At 73.1% G+C, this 17,199-nt stretch carries 14 protein-coding genes; 5 read left to right on the top strand and 9 right to left on the bottom strand.

Annotated features, from left to right (window positions below; all coding sequences use genetic code 11):
* Positions 1-236 precede the first annotated feature (236 nt).
* From VHU88_17260 to VHU88_17240, 5 genes are all read left to right on the top strand, one after another.
* Positions 237-476 (top strand): type II toxin-antitoxin system VapB family antitoxin, encoded by a 240-nt coding sequence (locus VHU88_17260; GenBank protein ID HEX3613440.1) that lies wholly within the window; start codon positions 237-239, stop codon positions 474-476.
* Positions 477-482: 6 nt separating this feature from the next.
* Positions 483-872 carry a PIN domain-containing protein gene (locus VHU88_17255; GenBank protein ID HEX3613439.1) on the top strand — a complete coding sequence of 130 codons (390 nt, stop codon included), beginning with the start codon at positions 483-485 and terminating at the stop codon, positions 870-872.
* Positions 873-1,137: 265 nt separating this feature from the next.
* Entirely contained in the window at positions 1,138-1,512 is a 375-nt protein-coding gene (locus VHU88_17250; protein HEX3613438.1) for a TA system VapC family ribonuclease toxin, read from the top strand.
* 185 nt (positions 1,513-1,697) lie between these two features.
* Positions 1,698-3,722, top strand: a complete 2,025-nt coding sequence (locus VHU88_17245; GenBank protein HEX3613437.1) for a right-handed parallel beta-helix repeat-containing protein — start codon at positions 1,698-1,700, stop codon at positions 3,720-3,722.
* 74 nt (positions 3,723-3,796) lie between these two features.
* Positions 3,797-4,984: a glycosyltransferase family 4 protein gene (locus tag VHU88_17240; GenBank protein HEX3613436.1), complete on the top strand. Its 1,188-nt coding sequence runs from the start codon at positions 3,797-3,799 to the stop codon at positions 4,982-4,984.
* A gap of 7 nt (positions 4,985-4,991) precedes the next feature.
* On the opposite strand, the gene VHU88_17235 is transcribed toward VHU88_17240, so the two are convergent.
* The 9 genes from VHU88_17235 to VHU88_17195 form a co-directional block, all read right to left on the bottom strand.
* Positions 4,992-6,398: a hypothetical protein gene (locus VHU88_17235; GenBank protein HEX3613435.1), complete on the bottom strand. Its 1,407-nt coding sequence runs from the start codon at positions 6,396-6,398 to the stop codon at positions 4,992-4,994.
* Positions 6,395-7,624: a glycosyltransferase family 4 protein gene (locus tag VHU88_17230; GenBank protein ID HEX3613434.1), complete on the bottom strand. Its 1,230-nt coding sequence runs from the start codon at positions 7,622-7,624 to the stop codon at positions 6,395-6,397. Before VHU88_17230 ends, VHU88_17235 begins: the two co-directional genes overlap by 4 nt.
* A complete protein-coding gene (locus VHU88_17225; GenBank protein HEX3613433.1) occupies positions 7,606-8,205 on the bottom strand; it encodes a DapH/DapD/GlmU-related protein in 600 nt (199 codons plus the stop codon). Before VHU88_17225 ends, VHU88_17230 begins: the two co-directional genes overlap by 19 nt.
* The gene (locus VHU88_17220; protein ID HEX3613432.1) at positions 8,205-9,476 is read right to left on the bottom strand and encodes a glycosyltransferase; all 1,272 of its coding nucleotides are present in this window, start codon (positions 9,474-9,476) and stop codon (positions 8,205-8,207) included. Before VHU88_17220 ends, VHU88_17225 begins: the two co-directional genes overlap by 1 nt.
* Positions 9,466-11,010, bottom strand: coding sequence for a right-handed parallel beta-helix repeat-containing protein (locus VHU88_17215; GenBank protein HEX3613431.1), 1,545 nt, complete (start codon positions 11,008-11,010; stop codon positions 9,466-9,468). The genes VHU88_17220 and VHU88_17215 overlap by 11 nt, the downstream gene beginning before the upstream one ends.
* 91 nt (positions 11,011-11,101) lie before the next feature.
* Positions 11,102-11,599 (bottom strand): hypothetical protein, encoded by a 498-nt coding sequence (locus VHU88_17210; GenBank protein ID HEX3613430.1) that lies wholly within the window; start codon positions 11,597-11,599, stop codon positions 11,102-11,104.
* Positions 11,600-11,620: 21 nt separating this feature from the next.
* The gene (locus VHU88_17205) at positions 11,621-12,898 is read right to left on the bottom strand and encodes a hypothetical protein (GenBank protein HEX3613429.1); all 1,278 of its coding nucleotides are present in this window, start codon (positions 12,896-12,898) and stop codon (positions 11,621-11,623) included.
* 22 nt (positions 12,899-12,920) lie between these two features.
* The gene (locus VHU88_17200) at positions 12,921-14,939 is read right to left on the bottom strand and encodes an alginate lyase family protein (GenBank protein HEX3613428.1); all 2,019 of its coding nucleotides are present in this window, start codon (positions 14,937-14,939) and stop codon (positions 12,921-12,923) included.
* Positions 14,939-17,188, bottom strand: a complete 2,250-nt coding sequence (locus VHU88_17195) for a bi-domain-containing oxidoreductase (GenBank protein ID HEX3613427.1) — start codon at positions 17,186-17,188, stop codon at positions 14,939-14,941. The genes VHU88_17200 and VHU88_17195 overlap by 1 nt, the downstream gene beginning before the upstream one ends.
* Positions 17,189-17,199 lie beyond the last annotated feature (11 nt).

The raw sequence follows: 17,199 nt of genomic DNA, 5'->3' as shown, positions 1-17,199 counted from the left end.
GCCGACCCGTGGTGGGTGCAACTTGCACCCACCACGGGTCGGCTCGGAACGTGGGCAGGGCGGTGCAGGTCCGGGAGCAGCTCCGCCGAGGCCGTCGGCGCTACCGCACTGCTCACCACGGATGCGGCACTGGCCGGTGCCCCGGGCGTCGCCTGACCGATACATCTGCTCTGAGTCAGCGTCCGGCGTCGGAACTCGCGGACCGGATCCGTGAGGCTTTGTGCTAATCTCCGCACATGCGTATGCACATAGAGTTGGACGACGATCTGGTCGCAGACGTCGACCGGCTCGCCGGTCCACGCGGACGCAGCGACTTCGTGCGCGACGCCCTGCGGGCCGCCGTCGACCGGCAACTGCGCGCGCAGGCGCTTCGCCGGGCCGCCGGCGCAATCGAGGCCGAGGGCCACGAGTGGGACCGCGACCCAGCGGCCTGGGTGGAGCAGCAGCGGCAGGGCGACCGCAGCCGGGTCGGCTGAGCGCACGTGATCGTGGTGCTCGACAGCACGGTCCTGATCGACTACCTGCGCGGGCGTCCCGCCGTGGCAAAGGTCGGGGCCCTGCTGGGATCGGGCGACGAGCCGGCCACCACGGCGATCAACGTCGAGGAGATCGTGCGCGGCCTGCGCGCCACGGAACTGCCTGCGGCCGATGCCCTGTTCGCCGGCCTGTACATCCTCCCGATCACGACGGGCATGGCCCGGACCGCCGGGACCTGGCGCCGTGAGTTCGCGGCCCAGGGCATCACGCCGGCCCAGGCCGACTGCCTGATCGCTGCAGCGACCATCGACAGCGGCGGACGCCTGGCGACCGGCAATCCCAAGCACTTCCCGATGGACGGGCTGACGGTGGAGCACTGGCCCGTCGGCGGATGATCCGCGTCGGCTGCGCGAATGCGTCCCAGCATCCACTCTGCAGGCGGGGCTGACGGTGGGCGAACGCACTTCTGCGGCGGGTAACAGCAGGGTCCGGTTGCCGTTGATCCGCACCGCGCAGGCGGCCGAACCGGGGCTGGAGCTGACCCCCGAGCGGGTTGCTGAGTTGATCGTCGCGGCGGAGACCACGGACATGCGTTGAGCCGAACGCACCTGTGCGACCTCAACGTGTGGCTGGCGTTGACGATCTCGGGGCATCAGAAGCATGTGGACGCCGCCCGCCGGCTCGACGGTTTGCCCGCTAGGGATTCGGTCTTGTTCTGCCGCACGACCCAAACAGTCGTTCCTACGCTTGTTGACCGCGGCGGCGGTGTTTGCCCCCTACGGCAACGCACCGCTGAGCAACCGGGCGGCCTGGCGCGTCTATCGGGCGCTGGCGGCGGACGATCGAACCCAACTGGCGGCCGAACCGAGCGAACTGCAGGACGTCTGGGAGGGCTACGCCGAACGCGACACCGCTTCACCGAAGTTGTGGACCGACGCCTATCTGGCCGCATTTGCCCGGACCGGAGGCCACCGCCTGGTCACCACCGACCAGGACTACGGCCAGTTCCCGGACCTCGACGTCCTGGTGCTCTGAGGATCTTCAGACGGCCGCGAACAGGGCCTGAGCTCGCCGGTCTCCCCCGGCGCGGTGAGCGACGCACGCCCGTCGAGTGCGAATCTCGCCGGTCTGCCCCGAAGCTGCCCGGACCGACCCGGGAGCCGGCCAGGATGAGCCCGGGCCCGGGCTGCGGGGGCAGGCCGGCCCATGGGAGGGAACCCATGCGGTCGCGACGTCGCGGTCCGTGCGCCCTGGTCCTCGCGTCGAGCCTGACGCTGGTCCTGGCCGCCGGGCCCGCGCTGGGAGCAGCCGGCGCCGGGTTGCACCGGCCTGCCGCCCCGGGGCGCCACACCCAGGCCACCGGCGCCTCCGGGACGCGCGCCGCGGTCTGTGCCGCACCCGCGGCCGGCCCGGCGGCCGCACCGGCCGGGGCGGTCACCGTCTATCCGGGCGTGGTCGGCGACCTGGTGGCCAAGACCGCTGCCGACCCGGCCGGCACCACGTTCTGGCTCGCTCCTGGCGTGCACAGCCTCGGCAACTCGGTCACCGCCCAGGTCGTCCCCAAGGACGGCGACGTCTACCTCGGCGCCCCCGGCGCGGTGCTGGACGGTCAGGGTGTCAACCAGTTCGCGTTCACCCAGCATGCCACCGGCGTGACCGTGCAATATCTGACGGTCCGTAACTTCGCCGCTCCGCAGAACCAGGGCGTGGTCAACCACGACTCCGGCAACGGCTGGACGATCGCCGACGACGTGATCACCGCCAACCACGGCGCCGCGCTGATGGCCGGCGCGAACGAGCAGATCCTGCGCAACTGTCTGAGCGGCAACGGCCAGTACGGCATCAACGCCTACCAGGCAGGCGACGGCATCACGAACCTGCTCGTCGACGGCAACGAGATCGTCGGCAACGACGCCGACAACTGGGAGAGCGTCCAACCTGGCTGCGGCTGCAGCGGCGGCGCGAAGTTCTGGGCCGTAAACGGTGCCACGATCCAGGACAACTGGGTCCACGGCAACCTCTCCGCGGGGCTGTGGGCCGACAGCGACAGCAACGACTTCCTGATCCGCAACAACTACCTGGAGAACAACGCCGCCGAAGCCCTCATCTACGAGATCAGCTACAACCTGACGCTGGCTCAGAACACCATCGCCGGCAACACGATCACGAAGGGGAAGGCCTACGCGACCGCGGGCGACAACTTCCCCGTCGCAGCCGTCTACCTGTCCGAGTCCGGCGGCGACACTCGGGTGCCGGCCCGCACCGGGCAGGTTCAGATCACCGGGAACCTGTTGAGCAACAACTGGGCCGGGATCACCGGGTGGGAGGACGCCGACCGGTTCTGCAACTCCCCGGCCAACACCTCCGTCGGCTACTGCACGAAGGTCGGCGGCGGGGCCGCGCTGAGCACCTGCGTGCAACCCGGCATCGCCTCGGCGCCGTTGTACGGGAACTGCCGGTGGAAGACCCAGAACCTCGTCGTCTCCGGCAACACCTTCGCCTTCGAGCCGACCGCGGTCGGGTGCACCAACGCGCTGTGCGGGACGATGGGCCTGCTGTCCGAGTACGGCAGCTACCCGTCGTGGTCGCCCTACCAGGGCACGGTGATCGAGGACGCCATCACCTTCGACCAGCACAACACCTGGTCGGGCAACACCTACACCGGCCCGTGGCGTTTCGTGGCCCACGACACCGGCACCACCCTGACCGCCGCCGCGTGGACCGCTGCGCCGTACGGGCAGGACGCCGGATCGAGCTTCGACACCCCGGCTCCGCCGCCCCCGAGCGGCAACGTCCTGGACCCCGCCACCTCCAGTGGCGAGGGTGGCACCGGCCTGTGGGGCCCCTGGTACAACGCGACCGTCCAGGACACCACCACCGATCCGCACACCGGCAGCGCCGCGATCGCGGTGTCCGTGACCGGCCCCTACGGCTGGGGAATCGCGTTCACCGACTACCCCGGTGTGCCCGCGCCGGCCGGCGCCGTGCACCTGTCCTACTGGGCCCGCGCCGCCACCTCCGGCGCGCTCGGCAGCACGCCGACCCTGCACCTGTCCTGGCTGGACGGCAGCGGCCGCACCCTCGCCGGCACCGACCTGCCCGCCGGGCCGCTGACCGTGGGCTGGGCGCAGGCCACGACCGCACTGAGCGTCCCCGCCGGGGCCGCCACCGCCTGGTTCACCCTGACCGGCGGGGGCAGTCCGGGAGACACCATCGCCCTGGACGACATCTACCTCGGGCCCTGACCCGTCGTCAGATTTGGCGGGGAATTCACCCCGCCGCAGGTTTGCCCCGCCCGCCCGCGCAGCAGATTCCTGACGTGGGGGTCATCGACGAGGACGACGTCCGATCCCGGCACGCGCCGCGCCCACCGGGTCCGCCCGGCCCGCCGGTGGTGATCGCGTCGTTGCTGCGCCCCGCCGGGGGATCGGGCGTGCAGACCCATTCCCGCGCCGTGCAGGAGCACCTGCGTTCGGTGTCGCGCCCGTGCGAGTTCATCAACCCCTTCACGGCCGGCTCGCCGTTGCTGTACCCGGTCTTCGGGGCCCGCAAGATCCTCGAGCCGCTCAGTCCGGCGGCCGGTGTCTGGTGGTACCGACACTGGCACGGGGAGTTCCTCGCCCGGGCGCTGCGGTCCCGGTTGGCCGACGGGCGCCCGGCGGTCGTCTACGCCCAGGACCCGGTCTCGGCCGGTGCCGCGCTGCGCGCGCGCCGGGACCAACGCGTGGTGATGGTCGTCCACTTCAACATGTCCCAGGCCGACGAGTGGGCCAACAAGGGCCGGATCCCCCGCGGCGGACGTCTGTTCCGGTCCATCCGGGACTTCGAGGCCGGGGTGCTGCCGCGGCTGGACGGCGTCGCCTACGTCTCCGCGTTCGCCCGGCGGGTGCTGCAGGACCGCCTTCCCGCGATGCGCCAGGTCCCGTCCGTGGTCATCCACAACACCGTGCCCGCGGCCCTGCCGCGCGCGGTGGCCCCGATGGGCGACCTGGTGACCATCGGCGCGCTGGAGCCGCAGAAGAACCACGCCTACCTGTTGCGGGTGCTGGCCACGGCCGCCGGGCTGGGTCACCGCTGGACCCTGACCGTCATCGGTGAGGGTCCCGAACGCGCCCGGTTGCAGGAGTTGGCCCGCCGGTCCGGCGTGGCCGACCAGGTCCACTTCCTCGGGTTCCAGCCCGAACCGCGGCCGCTGCTGGCCGCCCACACCCTCTACTGCCACACCGCGGTGACCGAGTCGTTCGGCATCGCGCCGCTGGAGGCGATGGCCGAGGGGGTACCGGTGCTGGCCGGTGCCGTCGGAGCCCTGCCCGAGCTGATCCGTCCCGGTCTCGACGGTGCGTTCTGGCCGTTGGAGGACCCGCACGCCGCGGCCCAGGTCCTGATCGCCGTCCTGTCCGACCCGGAGCGCTTGGCCGCCATGGGCGCCGCCGCCGCCGCCCGCGCCCGCACCGACTACTCCGCCGAGGCGCTCGGTACCCGGCTGCTGGAGTTCCTCGACAACTGACGCCGGGTCAGAGTTGGAACACCGCGGGCAGCACCCGGCGCGGGCCCGCCCGCACCGAGCGGACCGGCACGACCGGAAGCGCCTGGTGCTCCTGCCAGGCCCGCCCGAACTGGAACCACATCAGGCCTGCACCGACCGCGCAGGCCCCGGCCATGCCCCAGCAGCAACCCCGCGCCCCGTCCGCCCACGCCCCGACCAGTCCGCCGACGACAGTGACCCCCGAGGCCCACAGCTGCGCCCACAGCGCCCGTTTCGCGGCGCCCAACGCCCGTAGGCCGCAGCCGGCGCCGGTGGACAGGCCCGCACCGGCCAGCACGAGCGCGGTGGGCAGCAGCAGGACCGAGGCCGGGGCCCACGTGGCACCGAGCAGTTCCCGACCGAACCGATCGGGGAGGAACATCAACGCCACCCCGACGGCGACTGCCCCGCCGCAGAGCACGGCCCCGACCCCGACGCAGAAAACGCGGAACCGATGCGGGGACGAGCGCAGCAGCCGGGTGCCCTCCGGGACCACCACGAACGAGATCCCCAGCAGCAGCACCGTGAACGGGCCCATCAACTGACCCGCGGCGCGCATGGCGCCGACGGCGGCGACCCCGGCGAACCCGCCCAGCCCGAATGCCACGACCTGACCGGTCAAGCTCACGCAGGTGTTCTCCACCAGGTAACGCGTACCGAGGTCCCGGTGCGCGTCGAGCCACTCTCTGGCCCTCGCCACGTCGGGCCGGATCCGCCATTGCACGAACCCGAACCCGGCCGCCACCGCCGCCGCGCCGCCCCACGCCATCACGAAACCCGCCGCGCCCGCCCGCGGTATCGCGAGGATCAGCGCGGGCACCAGCGCGATGCCCCAGACGGTGTCGTTCATCAATGCCTGCCGGGGCTTGCCGGCGCACAGCGCCGCGTACCGCCAGGCGTCCTGCAGCAGCAACGCCGGTGCCAGCAGACCGAGGGCGAGGTAAGCCCGCCCGATGCCGCCACCGACTGCCCAACCGCCCGCGACGGCCACCGCACCCGCGAGCAGTCCGACCACGACAGACAGACCGGTGGACCGGGCGATCGCGTCCCGCAGCGCCCTGCCGTCGGCGGCGCCGTCGCTGAACCGCACCGTCAACGGATCGGTGGCCAACCCGCGCGACATCGTCAGCAGCACCGAGTACGTCGCCCACACCAGGCTGAACTGGCCGAAGCCGACCGGACCCAGGGCTCGTGCGGTCAACAGGCCGGTGAGGAAGTTCGTGCCGCTGGACATGAACTGGTCGGCCATGCCCCAGACGACCCGACCGATCTTGGCCGAGCGGTCCTCCGCCGGTTCGACCGCCGGGGCAGCCGAGACCGGCACCGGCCGTACCGGTGCCGCGACCCGGGCCCGCGCCGGACGCAGCTCCTCGGCGGTCAGCTCGTTAGTCGTCACGTGCCCGGCCGGGAAAGCGTTGCCGCGTCGAGGAAATCCAGCAGCGCCGCCCCCTGTGCCTGCGGCGAGAAGGACTCGCGCACGCGGACCGCCGCGTGGGCCGCCAGCTGGGCCAACCTCGCCGGGTCGGTCATCCGCTCGATGAGGATCGTGGCGGCGGCCTCGGCGTCGTCCAGCGGCCAGAACTCCCCGTCCACCCCGGGCCGCACGATCTCGGCCACCCCGCCGACCCGCCCGGCCAGCACGGGCAAACCTTCGGCCATCGCCTCGATCACGACCAGCCCGAAACTTTCCACCGTGGCGGTGTGGCAGTACAGCGTGTGCCCCGCCATCAGCGCCCGCGGGTCGGCCTGGAACCCGTGGAAGCGAACCTGGTCGGCGACACCCAGTTCCCGCGTCCGGCACTCCAGCGCGTCGCGTTCCGGCCCGTCCCCGACGATCGACAACGTGTACCGATGGCCGCGCCGCCGCGCCCTGGACAGCACCTCGAGCAGGTAGCCCTGATTCTTGCGCTGTTGCAGCGCACCGACAGTGATCAGGTCCGCGATCGGCGAGACCGGCTCCCGGTCGATCAACGGGACGCAGTTGTGGATCGTCCGCGACGGGACGGCCCGGACCGCCGGTACCCGGTCCTCCACGACCGACCTGGTGTGCTCGGAGACGTAGACGATTCCGTCCAGCCGCGACATGACGTCGGCCTCGAAGGCACGGATCGACCGGTAGAGCCGACCGCGGCGGCTGATCTCACCGGAGTGCGCCGCCTCGTCGGCCTCGGAGAAGTTGAAGTGGACGACGAGCACCACCGGTTGCGTGGTCCGAGCGCGCAGGGCGGCAGCCGCCGATCCGGGGCACTGCGCGTAGACGACCGCGTCGGGCAGGTCCGCAAGGTGCGCCCGCAGCGCGCGGCGCAGGAACATCTGATGACCCGTCCGGTACCACCACACGCCGTAGGCCGAGTCCACCGCACCGACGACGTGCCGCAGCGCGAACACCGGGAACAACGCCGGCGAGCGGGAGTCGAACGGGCTGATGACCCGTGTGGGTCGCGAGACCGAGTTCAGGTAGCTGCCGGTCATCCGCATATGGGTCTCGACGCCGGTGCGGCCGCGTTGGCGCAGCAGCGTCGCGACGACGATCGGCCGGCCGCTGCTCGAGGCCGGATTCCTAGGCTGGGCAGCGGTTTCCGCGTTCCCGCCACCCAGGCGGGTCAGGACCCCGTCGAGCATGCTGTCGTCCCCTCGTCGTCGAGCTTGCGGATCACCCGGGCGGGCACCCCGGCAACGAGCACGTTCGCCGGCACGTCCCGGGTGACGACCGCTCCGGCCGCGACCACGCAGCCGGGCCCCACGCTCACCCCGGGAAGCACTGTCACGTTCGCCCCGAGCCAGCACCCGGCACCGATCCGCACCGGTGCGGTGACCAGGCGCCCGGCCCGCTCGTGGGCCGGACCGATCGCGTGGGTCGTGGTGATGATCGAGGTGCCGGGGCCCAACTGCACGCCGTCCTCGATGACGATCCGGTCGTTGAGGTCCAGGTAGCAGCTCCGGTTGATCCAGGACCGCTGACCGACCGTCAGATTGCGTGGCCGCGTGTAGTAGCTGCCGCCCCGCAGACCGCAGCCGGCACCGACCCGGGCGCCTGCGGCCCGCAGCACGACCCGCCGGATCGCCCGCCCGATCCGGTCGTCGCCGAACAGGTCGGACGCCTTGCACATCAGGCCCGCCGCGAACACCTCGGTGGTCCCCGGGGGGCCGGGGGCGATCTGCGGTTGCCTCGCAGCGAGCAGTCGCGCCCCGCTGACCGGCATCACACCGACACCTCCGCCCGACCGGCCAGCACGCCTCGGTAGCCCGCCAGCAGTCGGGCCGTGGCGACGGGTTCGCTGAACCCGGCCGACCAGCGCGCCCGGGCCGCCTGGCCCAACCGCACCGAGGTGGCCGGGTCGGCGACGGTGCGCAGCGCCGCGCACAGCGCGTCGGGGTCCCCGGGTTCGTGCAGCAGTCCGGACTGTCCGGCGTCGATCAGTTCGACGAAGGCCCCGTGCGCCGCGGCGACCGCGGGCACCCCGGCCGCAGCGGCCTCCACCACCACGAGCCCGAAGGTCTCCGGCCACTCCGATGGCGTGACCACGGCACGAGCCCGCGCGGTCAATCGGGCGCACTCGTCGCGGTTCTGCAGGCCGAGGAACCGCACGTCCGGCCGGTCGCCGGCCCAGGCGGTGACCTCGGCCTCCAGGTCGCCGCTGCCGGCGATCACCAGTGGCAGCCCCGCCCCTGTGCCGTCGGCCGTGAGCCGGTCCCAGGCGGCCATCAGCAGTCGCACGCCCTTGGCCTCGGCCAGTCGGCCCAGGTAGAGGAAGTACTCCCCGGCGTCGGCGCGGACCACCGGGGGCGCCGGGACGAAGTTGTGCTTGACCAGCAGGCGGTCGGCGGGCATCCCGGCGGCGACCAGCAGTTGCCGTTGCGCGGCGGAGATGGCGAAGAACCGGTCAACCCCGGTCCACCAGCGGCGCCGGTTCAGCGCGGTCGCGACGGCCAACGGCAGGGTGGCCGGGCCGGAGTCGCGGTAGCAGCCGTGCCGGACCGCCGGCCACGGGAACGCCCGACCGAAGCAGTCGTCGCAGGTGCGCCCGGCCCGGTGCAGGGTCCCCGGCGGGCACACCAGGCGGTAGTTGTGCAGGGTGGCCACCACCGGCACCGCGGCGTCGTTGGCGGCGGCGATCACCGAGGCCGTGATCATCGGGAACGTGTTGTGCACGTGCACCACGTCCGGCCGCACCTGCCGCAGGCGGGCGGCGAACGCCCGCCCCGCGCGGCGGGACCAGGGGATCTCGGCGATCACCCGGGCCCTGCCCACCGCCGACATGGCGGCGATGTCGTCGCTGTGCCGGGTGAACTCCGCGACCTGCACCCCGGCGCCGCGCAGCAGCGCGATCTCCTGCTCGACGACCCGGTCCTCACCGCTGGGTTGCTCGGAGCGGTAGTGGTTGTGCACGACGAGGACCCGCAGCGGCGCAGCCGGGGCGCTCGCCCCGAGCGGCCGCCGGCCGGACTCAACAAGCCCGGACTCAACAAGCATCGGGTTTCCCCCAGTCCCCGAAGGTGCTCCCCGAGTCCTGGTTGTACGGGGCGGCCTGCCAGACCTGCGGCGGGACCACCTGATCGGCGGAGTGCACGACGAACTGCCACGGGCCGCGGTAGGTGTTGTCGTGCCAGACGTCGTCCTGGCCGAAGGTGATCGCGTCCTCGATCACCCTTCCCTTGTACGGCGACCAGTCCGGGTAGGTGCCGAACCCGGACAGCAACCCGTTGCGCGCCGCGGCGGCGCACCGCAGCGGACCGTCGACCACGAACACGTTGTCGTGCACGCTCACCTGCTGGGTCCGCCACCGGCAGCGGTCGTACAACGGCTGGACGGCGATGGCCGGTTGGGCGCACATGTGGGCATCCGGCACCAGCCGGGTGCAGTAACCGGTGGAGGTGTTGGCCGGGGAGTTGCAGAACCGGTCGGGGTTCTCCCAGGCGGTCACCCCGCCCCAGTTGTCGCGGAAGTTGTTGTCGTGCACGTCGATCAGATCGGTCCGGGCCGGGATCCCCTGCTCGCCGCCGGACTCCGACAGGTACACCGCGGCGACCGGGAACCCGTCGCCCCGGGCCGCGTAGGTCCGCCCGTTGACCAGGTTGTTGTGCTCGATGTCGTTGTCCCGCAGCGTCAGGTTGTAACTGATCTCGTAGATCACCGCCGCCGCGTCGTTGTCGGTGATCACGTTGTCGCTGATCAGGAAGTCGTTGTTGTCGGTGTCGGCCCACAGGCCGGGTCCCCGGTTGGCGTGGATCCAGTTGTGCTGGATGTCGGCGCCGTTCACGGCCCAGAACTTCGCCCCGCCGGTGCACCCGCAGCCCGGTACCCGCGCCTCCCACGCGTCGACGTCGTTGCCGGTGATCTCGTCGTCGTCGACGACCAGACCGGTGATGTGGTCGCCGGACTGGTAGGCGTTCAGCCCGTACTGGCCGTTGTCGCGCAGGCAGCTGTCGCGGACCTGCTCCTGGGCCCCGGCCATCACTCCCGCCCCGCTGTTGCCCTGGATCACGTCGTGGGCGATGACCCAGCCGTCCGCGGAGTCGTGGTTGACCACGCCCTCGTCGCGCGGGGCGCGGAATCCCTGCACGGTCAGGTGGGTGATGTGCACGCCGACGGCCTTGCCGGTGAAGGCGTAGTTGTTGACCCCGTCGCCGTCGAGGACCGCTCCGGGGGCTCCGACGAAGGTGTCGTTGTCCTTCGGGATGACCTGCGCGTAGGCGCCGGGGCCGAGGCTGTGTCGGCCCGGGGCCAGCCAGAAGGTCGACCCGGGCGGGGCGGCGGCGGTCTTCGTGCCCAACTCGCCGGGCATGATCGGGTCGATCGTGATCGCCCCGACCGGGGGCTGGTCCGGTCCGGATTCCGGGTGGTCGCACACGTGCGGGCCGCGGTCCCCACCGCCCGCCTGCACCGCGGCTGCGGCGACGGCCGTGGCCACCGCGCCCGGTTGGGTGGCCGCCGGCGGCGAGCAAGCCGCCAGCATCACAGCGACCGCCGGCAACGCGCACCGGCCGGCGCGACCCAGTCGCCCCACGTCGCCCCCTCTCTCCACGTGCTCCGAGCACCCGCTGTCCCGGGGGCTCCGGTCGCCCGCTCCCTACCCCGACCGGGGGTGGCGTCACTCCTCAGGGAGCCGGTCGGATGGCGGCGGACCCGGCGCCGGCAGCGGTGTCCGCGACGGGCTGCCAGGCCGCCGGGGGCGCCGCCGGGGCGCCCATCGCGATCAGCCGAACCAGTCTGGGAATCTGCGCCTTGGCCGCCGGGTCGATGGCCGCGCAGGAATCCACCCCGGCCAGGGTGTCCAGCGCCTCGTTCTGCTCCTGCGAGCTCAGCCCGGTGACCGGTCGGCCGTAGGCCTGCGTCAGGGCCTGTTCCGGATCCACCCCGGCACCGATCGCGTCCAGCACCGCCGCCGGCCGGTCGCCTTCCCCCGCCGAACAGGCCGTGAGCGCAGCGGCCGCCGGCGCCGGCTGGGCCGACGGCGGGGCCGGAGTCGGGGCGGCGGCCGCGGAACTGCACCCGGCCAACGCGATCAGCAGCAGACCCACGGCCGGCCGGCGGACCTGCCGGGACAGGCGCGATCGGGTGCCGGGGTCCGTACGGGATTGCGGTCGCCGGGTCATGGTGGCGTCCTCCGGTCTGGTTCATGACGGATCACCGTCGGGGGCCCAGGGGTGGTCCATGCAGGCCGCGGCCAGGAACGCCAGCAGCAGGTAGGTGTCGGCGTCGCCGAGCCCGACCTCGGTCCAGGAGGCCATCAGCAGGTACCCGGTGAGGAACACCGCGACGGTGCGCCCCGGCGACGGGCGCGCCGACAGCACCCCGAGCACCAGGACCGCGAAGATCGCCGCCACCAGCGCCAGCCCGATCAGGCCCTGTTCCCAGTAGACCGACAGCCAGGTGCTGTCGATGGACAGGCCGCCGAAGGACTTGTCCGACAGGCCGGTGCCGACGAACCGGTCGGCGGTGCTGCGGGGTTGCGTCAGCAGCACCCCCCACACGATCTGACGACCACTCAGATTGGCGAGGTCCTGGGTGGACTCACCGCGTTGCAACCAGTGCATGACGAAGCCGCCGGCCGCCGTCGCGGCGACCGCGGCGATCGCGAGCACGCAGACCAGGAAGTTCGCGGCCCGCCGGCTGGCCAGCAGCGCCGAACCGGCGGCCAGGGCCAGACCGAGGACCAGTCCGGCCATGGCCGTGCGGGTGTGGGTGGACAGCAGCAGGAACAGGGCCGGGACCGCGGTCAGCGCCGCGGTGCGGCCGGTCAGCATCCCCGTCATCCAGGCGGTCCCGGCCAGCCCGGCCAGCACCGCCGCGAACTGCGCGACCTGCGGGGGCGGCATCGGCCAGATCGCGCCCACCAGGCGGCCCTGGTCGCCGTGCAGGGACCTGCCGCCGCTGGCCACGATGCCGACGGCCACCAGACCCAGCACGCCGATCGAGGTCCGCAGGTGGTGCCGCAGCAGGGCCGTCGGGTTGCGCCACAACGGGGTCAGCAGCCACAGGCACGCCACCACGACCAGGTAACGGGCGGCCCGTAGCAGCGCGCCCGGCCCCGGCTCCATCCGCGCCGAGGACGCCGCCGCGACCAGCGCGAGCACGCTGACCAGCGTCATGAACAGGCTCGGCCGGATCAGCAGCCTGCGGTTGCGGACCACCACCAGCAGCAGGGCGCCGGCCAGCGCGCCCATGGTGATCACCTGGCCGGCGGCGTGCGGGAAACCGAGGATGCTGACGCCGTTGAACGCCAGCGTGTTCACCACCAGCAGCGCCCACACCGCCCCGTACCCGACCGGTGCGGCCGGCGGCGGCGATGCCCGCTCCGGCCGCACCGGGGCACGGTGCAGGACACCTCCGGCCCGGCCCGCCTGGGCCGGCCGCGGGTCCACGGCGCTCGGGGCCGACCCGAGGATTGTCATGCCGACCCTGGCCCGGATCGGCTCACCACTGCCACTCCAGCACCGAGACCAGGGGCTCGATCGGGGCCCCACCCGTCGGGGACGCCGGGAGGGTGCCGCGCCCGATCAGCGCCCAGGCCGGTTGCTTACGCCCGAAGCCCGGGGAGTACCAACCGGTCGGCGGCTCGACCTCTCCCCGGTGCGCGGTCCAGGTCAGCGTCGCCGGCAGGGTCAGGGTCGCGGTGCGGTCCAGGTCGCCGGCGCGCCAGGACAGCCGTGCCTGAGGGCCCGTCAGTTCGACGTCGACCTGCGGGCCGAGGTGGAAGGACAGCCGGGCGGGCAGGGCCCGCGGCGTGTGCACCCGATCGCTGATCACGAGCGTGCGGGTGGCCGGGTCCAGGACCAGGGTCCGGTTGTGCCGGGCGCCGAGGCGCTCGAGGTACCCGTCGTGCTCGCCGGTCCAGCGGCCGGGGCCGGTCGGGTCCTGGTGGGCGACCAGCACCCGGCTGCGGGCCTGCCGGACCCAGAGGAACGGCCCGCCCGAGACGGACTGGTCGACCCCGTCCAGTTCGAGCGTGTTGTGCCCGGCGGTGGAGCGGAACGCCGCCCGCCAGGCCGGTTGCCCGTGGTAGCAGTACGTGCCCGGGTCGGCCAGCACGTCGACCCCGTCGATGCGGACCTCGACCGACAGCGCGTCGGCGTGGGCGTGGGCGGCGATCGCGCCGAACCCGTGCGGCCCGCCGTCGGCGCGCACCCACACCTCACCGGCGCGGTCCGGGTCGTGCGCGCACAGGATCGTCAGCCCGGCGTCGGCGAAGTGCACGGGCCGACCCGGGCACCGCGGCCCGAGGTCCGCACGGGGTCGGATCAACGCGCCCAGGCACGCGGAGTGGACCGTGGCCGGCGGCAGGTGCGGCCACCAGTCGGCCGGGCCGAACACGTCGGCGGCCACGCGCAACAAGCCGCCGGCCCGGTCCGCGGTCGGCTCGAGGGCGTCCAGGGCCAGGGCCTGCCCGTCGTCGCCGTCACCCTGCCGCGGCGGGCGGCCGGTGCAGTCGACGGTGGCGGCCAACGCGTCGGACATGCGCAGCAACAGACCCGGCAGGCGGTCCGACACCGGGTGCCCGGCCGCGTCGGCCTCGGCCAGGGCGACCAGGCCGAGTTCGAGCACCAGCAGGTGGTAGTCGGAGGCGAGCTCGCGGTTCAGCCCGGAGGCGAAGGTGTTCGCCTCCACCGCTGCCGACAACGCCGCCGCCGACTGCTCCCGCCACCGGGCGGACTCGGCGAACCAGTCGAAGGCGCAGGCGGCCACGAACCGGCCGGTGGCCTCGGCGACCAGATGGTTGTTGGCCGAGGAGCCGACGCTGGGCAGGGCCGCCAACCACGTCTGGTGGGCGTGCAACTGCGCGTGCGCCTCGGGATTCTCGTCGAAGACCTCCCCGATGCGGGGCCATTCGCTGAGCAGTCGACGCGTCCAGGTCCAGGAGATCAGCCGGATGCCCAGCTCGATCCCGCTGATCCAGTGCGGTCCGCGGATCGGCGGATTGGCCGACCACCACGACTTCAGGTGCTCGGCGACGCGATCGGCGTAGCGCTCGTCGCGGGTCAGCCGCCAGGCCGCGGCCAGCACCGTCAGGTGGTGATGGCGCGACAGTTCCCAGATCTGCTTGATGTCCCCGACCCGGGACTCATCGCGGTATGCGACGTCGAAGGCGAAGGTCTCGGCCGGGGCCCGGCGCCCGGTCCGCGGATCGGCGAACCAGTCCGGGGCGACCAGGTCCTCGCGGGCCACACCGAGGAACTGCGCCCGGCCGGTCAGCAGCGCCTCGGCGTGCGCCAGCAGCTGCGCGGGCGCGGGCTCCGGGACGGCGGCAACCACACCGGCGGCCAACCCGGCCGGTCCGGCCCCGCGCACCGCGGGCGGGAGCGGACCGGTGCCCTGGGCAGACGGGAATCCGCGCCGGCGCCAGGTCTCCACGACCGCGCGGGCCCGCACCCGGGCGGCGACCTCGGCCGGCCCCATCCGGGACAACCGACGCAGGTACCAACCGGCGGCGGGCATCAGGCCACGCCGACCGGGGGCAGGGCGACCCGCGCGGGCTCGACCGCGACCGGGCCGCCGGTGGCCAGGCTGCGGGCGACCGCGAGGGTCGCGCGGGTCGTGGCGATCAGGGACTCCAGGCGGATCGGCATCGGGGTGCCGTGCAGCACCGCGGCGGTGAAGGCCTCGAGTTGGCCGCGTTGGCCCTTGTCCGGCGCGACCGGCAGCCGCCCGGAGCTCCACCGCGTCGGGCCGTGCACGGTGGCGCGCCGGAAGTCGTCCAGTCGCATCAGCGTCCCGTCGGCGATGACCTCCAGGAACTCCTTGCCGGCCTTCGGGCTGCCCGCCGACGCGTAGGTGATCGCGGCCGTGGAGTCATCGTCGTACCGCAGGAGGATCTGCAGGTCGGCCTGCTCCCGGGTGGCGGTGGCGAACACCGAGACCGGGCGGGCGCCGAGCAGCCAGGTGACCGTGTCGAGGAAATGCCCGCCCTCACCGGCGAATCGGCTGCCCTCGGTCGCGGTCTGCGTGTACCAGGAGTCCTTGCCCAGCGGCCCGGCATTCACCAGGTAGCGCACGGTCGCCGGGCCGACCCGGCGCCCCAGGCGGCCCTTGGCCGCCCGCAGCAGCGGGGCGAAGCGGCGGTTGAACCCGACGTGCAGACGGTCGTTGCCGGACTCCGCGACCGCGTCGGTCACCAGCCGGATCTCCTCCTCCGAGAGAGCCAGCGGCTTCTCCACGAACACCGCCTTGCCGGAACGCAACGCCCGCGCGGTCAACTCCGCGTGCGAGGAGTGCCGGGTGACCACGAACACCGCGTCGATCGCCGGATCCTCCAGAACCTCGCTCAGGTCCGTGCCGGCCGCGGCGAAACCGAACTTGCCGGCCGCGTTGGCCGCCGACAGCGCGGTCGTGGTCACCACCCGCGACAGCCGCACGTCGGCGCGACCGGTCAGGTGCGGCAACAGCATCGAACCGGCGTACGCGCCGGCGCCGACGAAACCGACCTGCAGCGGCCGGGTCGCCGGCCGGGCGCGGCACGGCGCGGCGTCCGGCACGGACTGCGGCGCCTTCGTCGCGGTGCCCGGAACCGCCGCGCCGCTATGGGTTTCTCGCTCGCCGACCGCCGGCTCGACGGGCGTCTCCTCCGGTGCCGGGTAGCGGAACAGCACCGCCACCGCGTCGAGTTGCCCCTGCGACAACCGGCGGTAGGTCTCGACGGCGTCGGAGAAATCGGCGACGCGGGAGATCAGCGCACCGATGTCCAGTCGGCCGCGGGCGACCAGGTCGACGAAGCACTCCAGATTGCGTCGCTCGGTCCAGCGCACGTAACCGGCCGGGTAGTCCCGCCCGTGCAGTTCGTAGTCCGGGTCGTAGCGGCCCGGGCCGTAGGAACGGGAGAAGCGGACGTCGAGTTCCTTCTCGTAGGCGGCGTTCCACGGGAAGGTCATCACGCACTTGCCGATGTCGACGACCCGGCCGCGGTCCCGCGCCGAGCGCACCGCCAACTCCACCGGGGCGGCGTCCTTCGACCCGGCGGTGATCAGCACGTGGTCGACCCCGCGGCCGCCGGTGAACCCGGCGATCACGTTGTCCAACGCCGGTCCCGGCGGGGCCGCGCACAACGCGCCGCTCTGCTCGGCCAACTTGCAGCGCTGCGGGGAGAGGTCCGCGCCCAGCACCCGCACCCCGTTGGCGACGAGCAACTGCACGGCCAACTGCCCGATCAGGCCCAGCCCGAGCACCAACGCGTTCTCCCCCAGCGCCGGCTCGGCCCGCCGCACGCCCTGCAGCGCGATCGCCCCCACGGTGGCGAACGCCGCGTGCGCCGGGTCGACCTCCGGACCGACGCGGGTGCACAGGTTGCGCGGGATCCAGTTCTGCTCGGCGTGCAGCGCGTGCTCGTTGCCGGCCGCGGCGACGAGGTCCCCGACGCTCAGGTCGCGCACCCCGGCGCCGACCTCGGTCACCACCCCGCACAGCGAGTAACCCAGCGGGGTCCACGAGTCCAGCTTGTTGGTGACCTTGCGGTAGGTGGCGACCGGACCCTGGCTGGAGGCCGAGGCCAGCACCTTGGCGACCTGGTCCGGCCGGGCCCGGGCCTTGCCCAGCAAGGACAACGAGGCTTCGGAGACCTTCATCAGCTCGGTACCGGTGGAGATCAGCGAGTAGCGGGTTCGCACCAGCACCCCGCCGGGCTTGCACGCGGGCACCGGGACCTCGATGAGGCTCAGCTCACCGCTCTTGTAGTTCTGCGCCACCTGCAGCATGAGGATCCCTT

It is taken from the genome of Sporichthyaceae bacterium, assembly GCA_036269075.1.
Taxonomy (GTDB): Bacteria; Actinomycetota; Actinomycetes; order Sporichthyales; family Sporichthyaceae; genus DASQPJ01.
This window is presented reverse-complemented; position numbering and strand designations above follow the sequence as displayed.

Excerpts from the sequence above, each read along its gene's own strand:
- VHU88_17195 (HEX3613427.1), bottom strand. The coding sequence starts at position 17,188 with ATGCTGCAGGTGGCGCAGAACTACAAGAGCGGTGAGCTGAGCCTCATC.
- VHU88_17230 (HEX3613434.1), bottom strand. The coding sequence starts at position 7,624 with ATGCTCGACGGGGTCCTGACCCGCCTGGGTGGCGGGAACGCGGAAACC.
- VHU88_17210 (HEX3613430.1), bottom strand. The coding sequence starts at position 11,599 with ATGACCCGGCGACCGCAATCCCGTACGGACCCCGGCACCCGATCGCGC.
- VHU88_17220 (HEX3613432.1), bottom strand. The coding sequence starts at position 9,476 with ATGCTTGTTGAGTCCGGGCTTGTTGAGTCCGGCCGGCGGCCGCTCGGG.
- VHU88_17205 (HEX3613429.1), bottom strand. The coding sequence starts at position 12,898 with ATGACAATCCTCGGGTCGGCCCCGAGCGCCGTGGACCCGCGGCCGGCC.
- VHU88_17225 (HEX3613433.1), bottom strand. The coding sequence starts at position 8,205 with ATGCCGGTCAGCGGGGCGCGACTGCTCGCTGCGAGGCAACCGCAGATC.
- VHU88_17200 (HEX3613428.1), bottom strand. The coding sequence starts at position 14,939 with ATGCCCGCCGCCGGTTGGTACCTGCGTCGGTTGTCCCGGATGGGGCCG.
- VHU88_17245 (HEX3613437.1), top strand. The coding sequence starts at position 1,698 with ATGCGGTCGCGACGTCGCGGTCCGTGCGCCCTGGTCCTCGCGTCGAGC.
- VHU88_17250 (HEX3613438.1), top strand. The coding sequence starts at position 1,138 with ATGTGGACGCCGCCCGCCGGCTCGACGGTTTGCCCGCTAGGGATTCGG.
- VHU88_17260 (HEX3613440.1), top strand. The coding sequence starts at position 237 with ATGCGTATGCACATAGAGTTGGACGACGATCTGGTCGCAGACGTCGAC.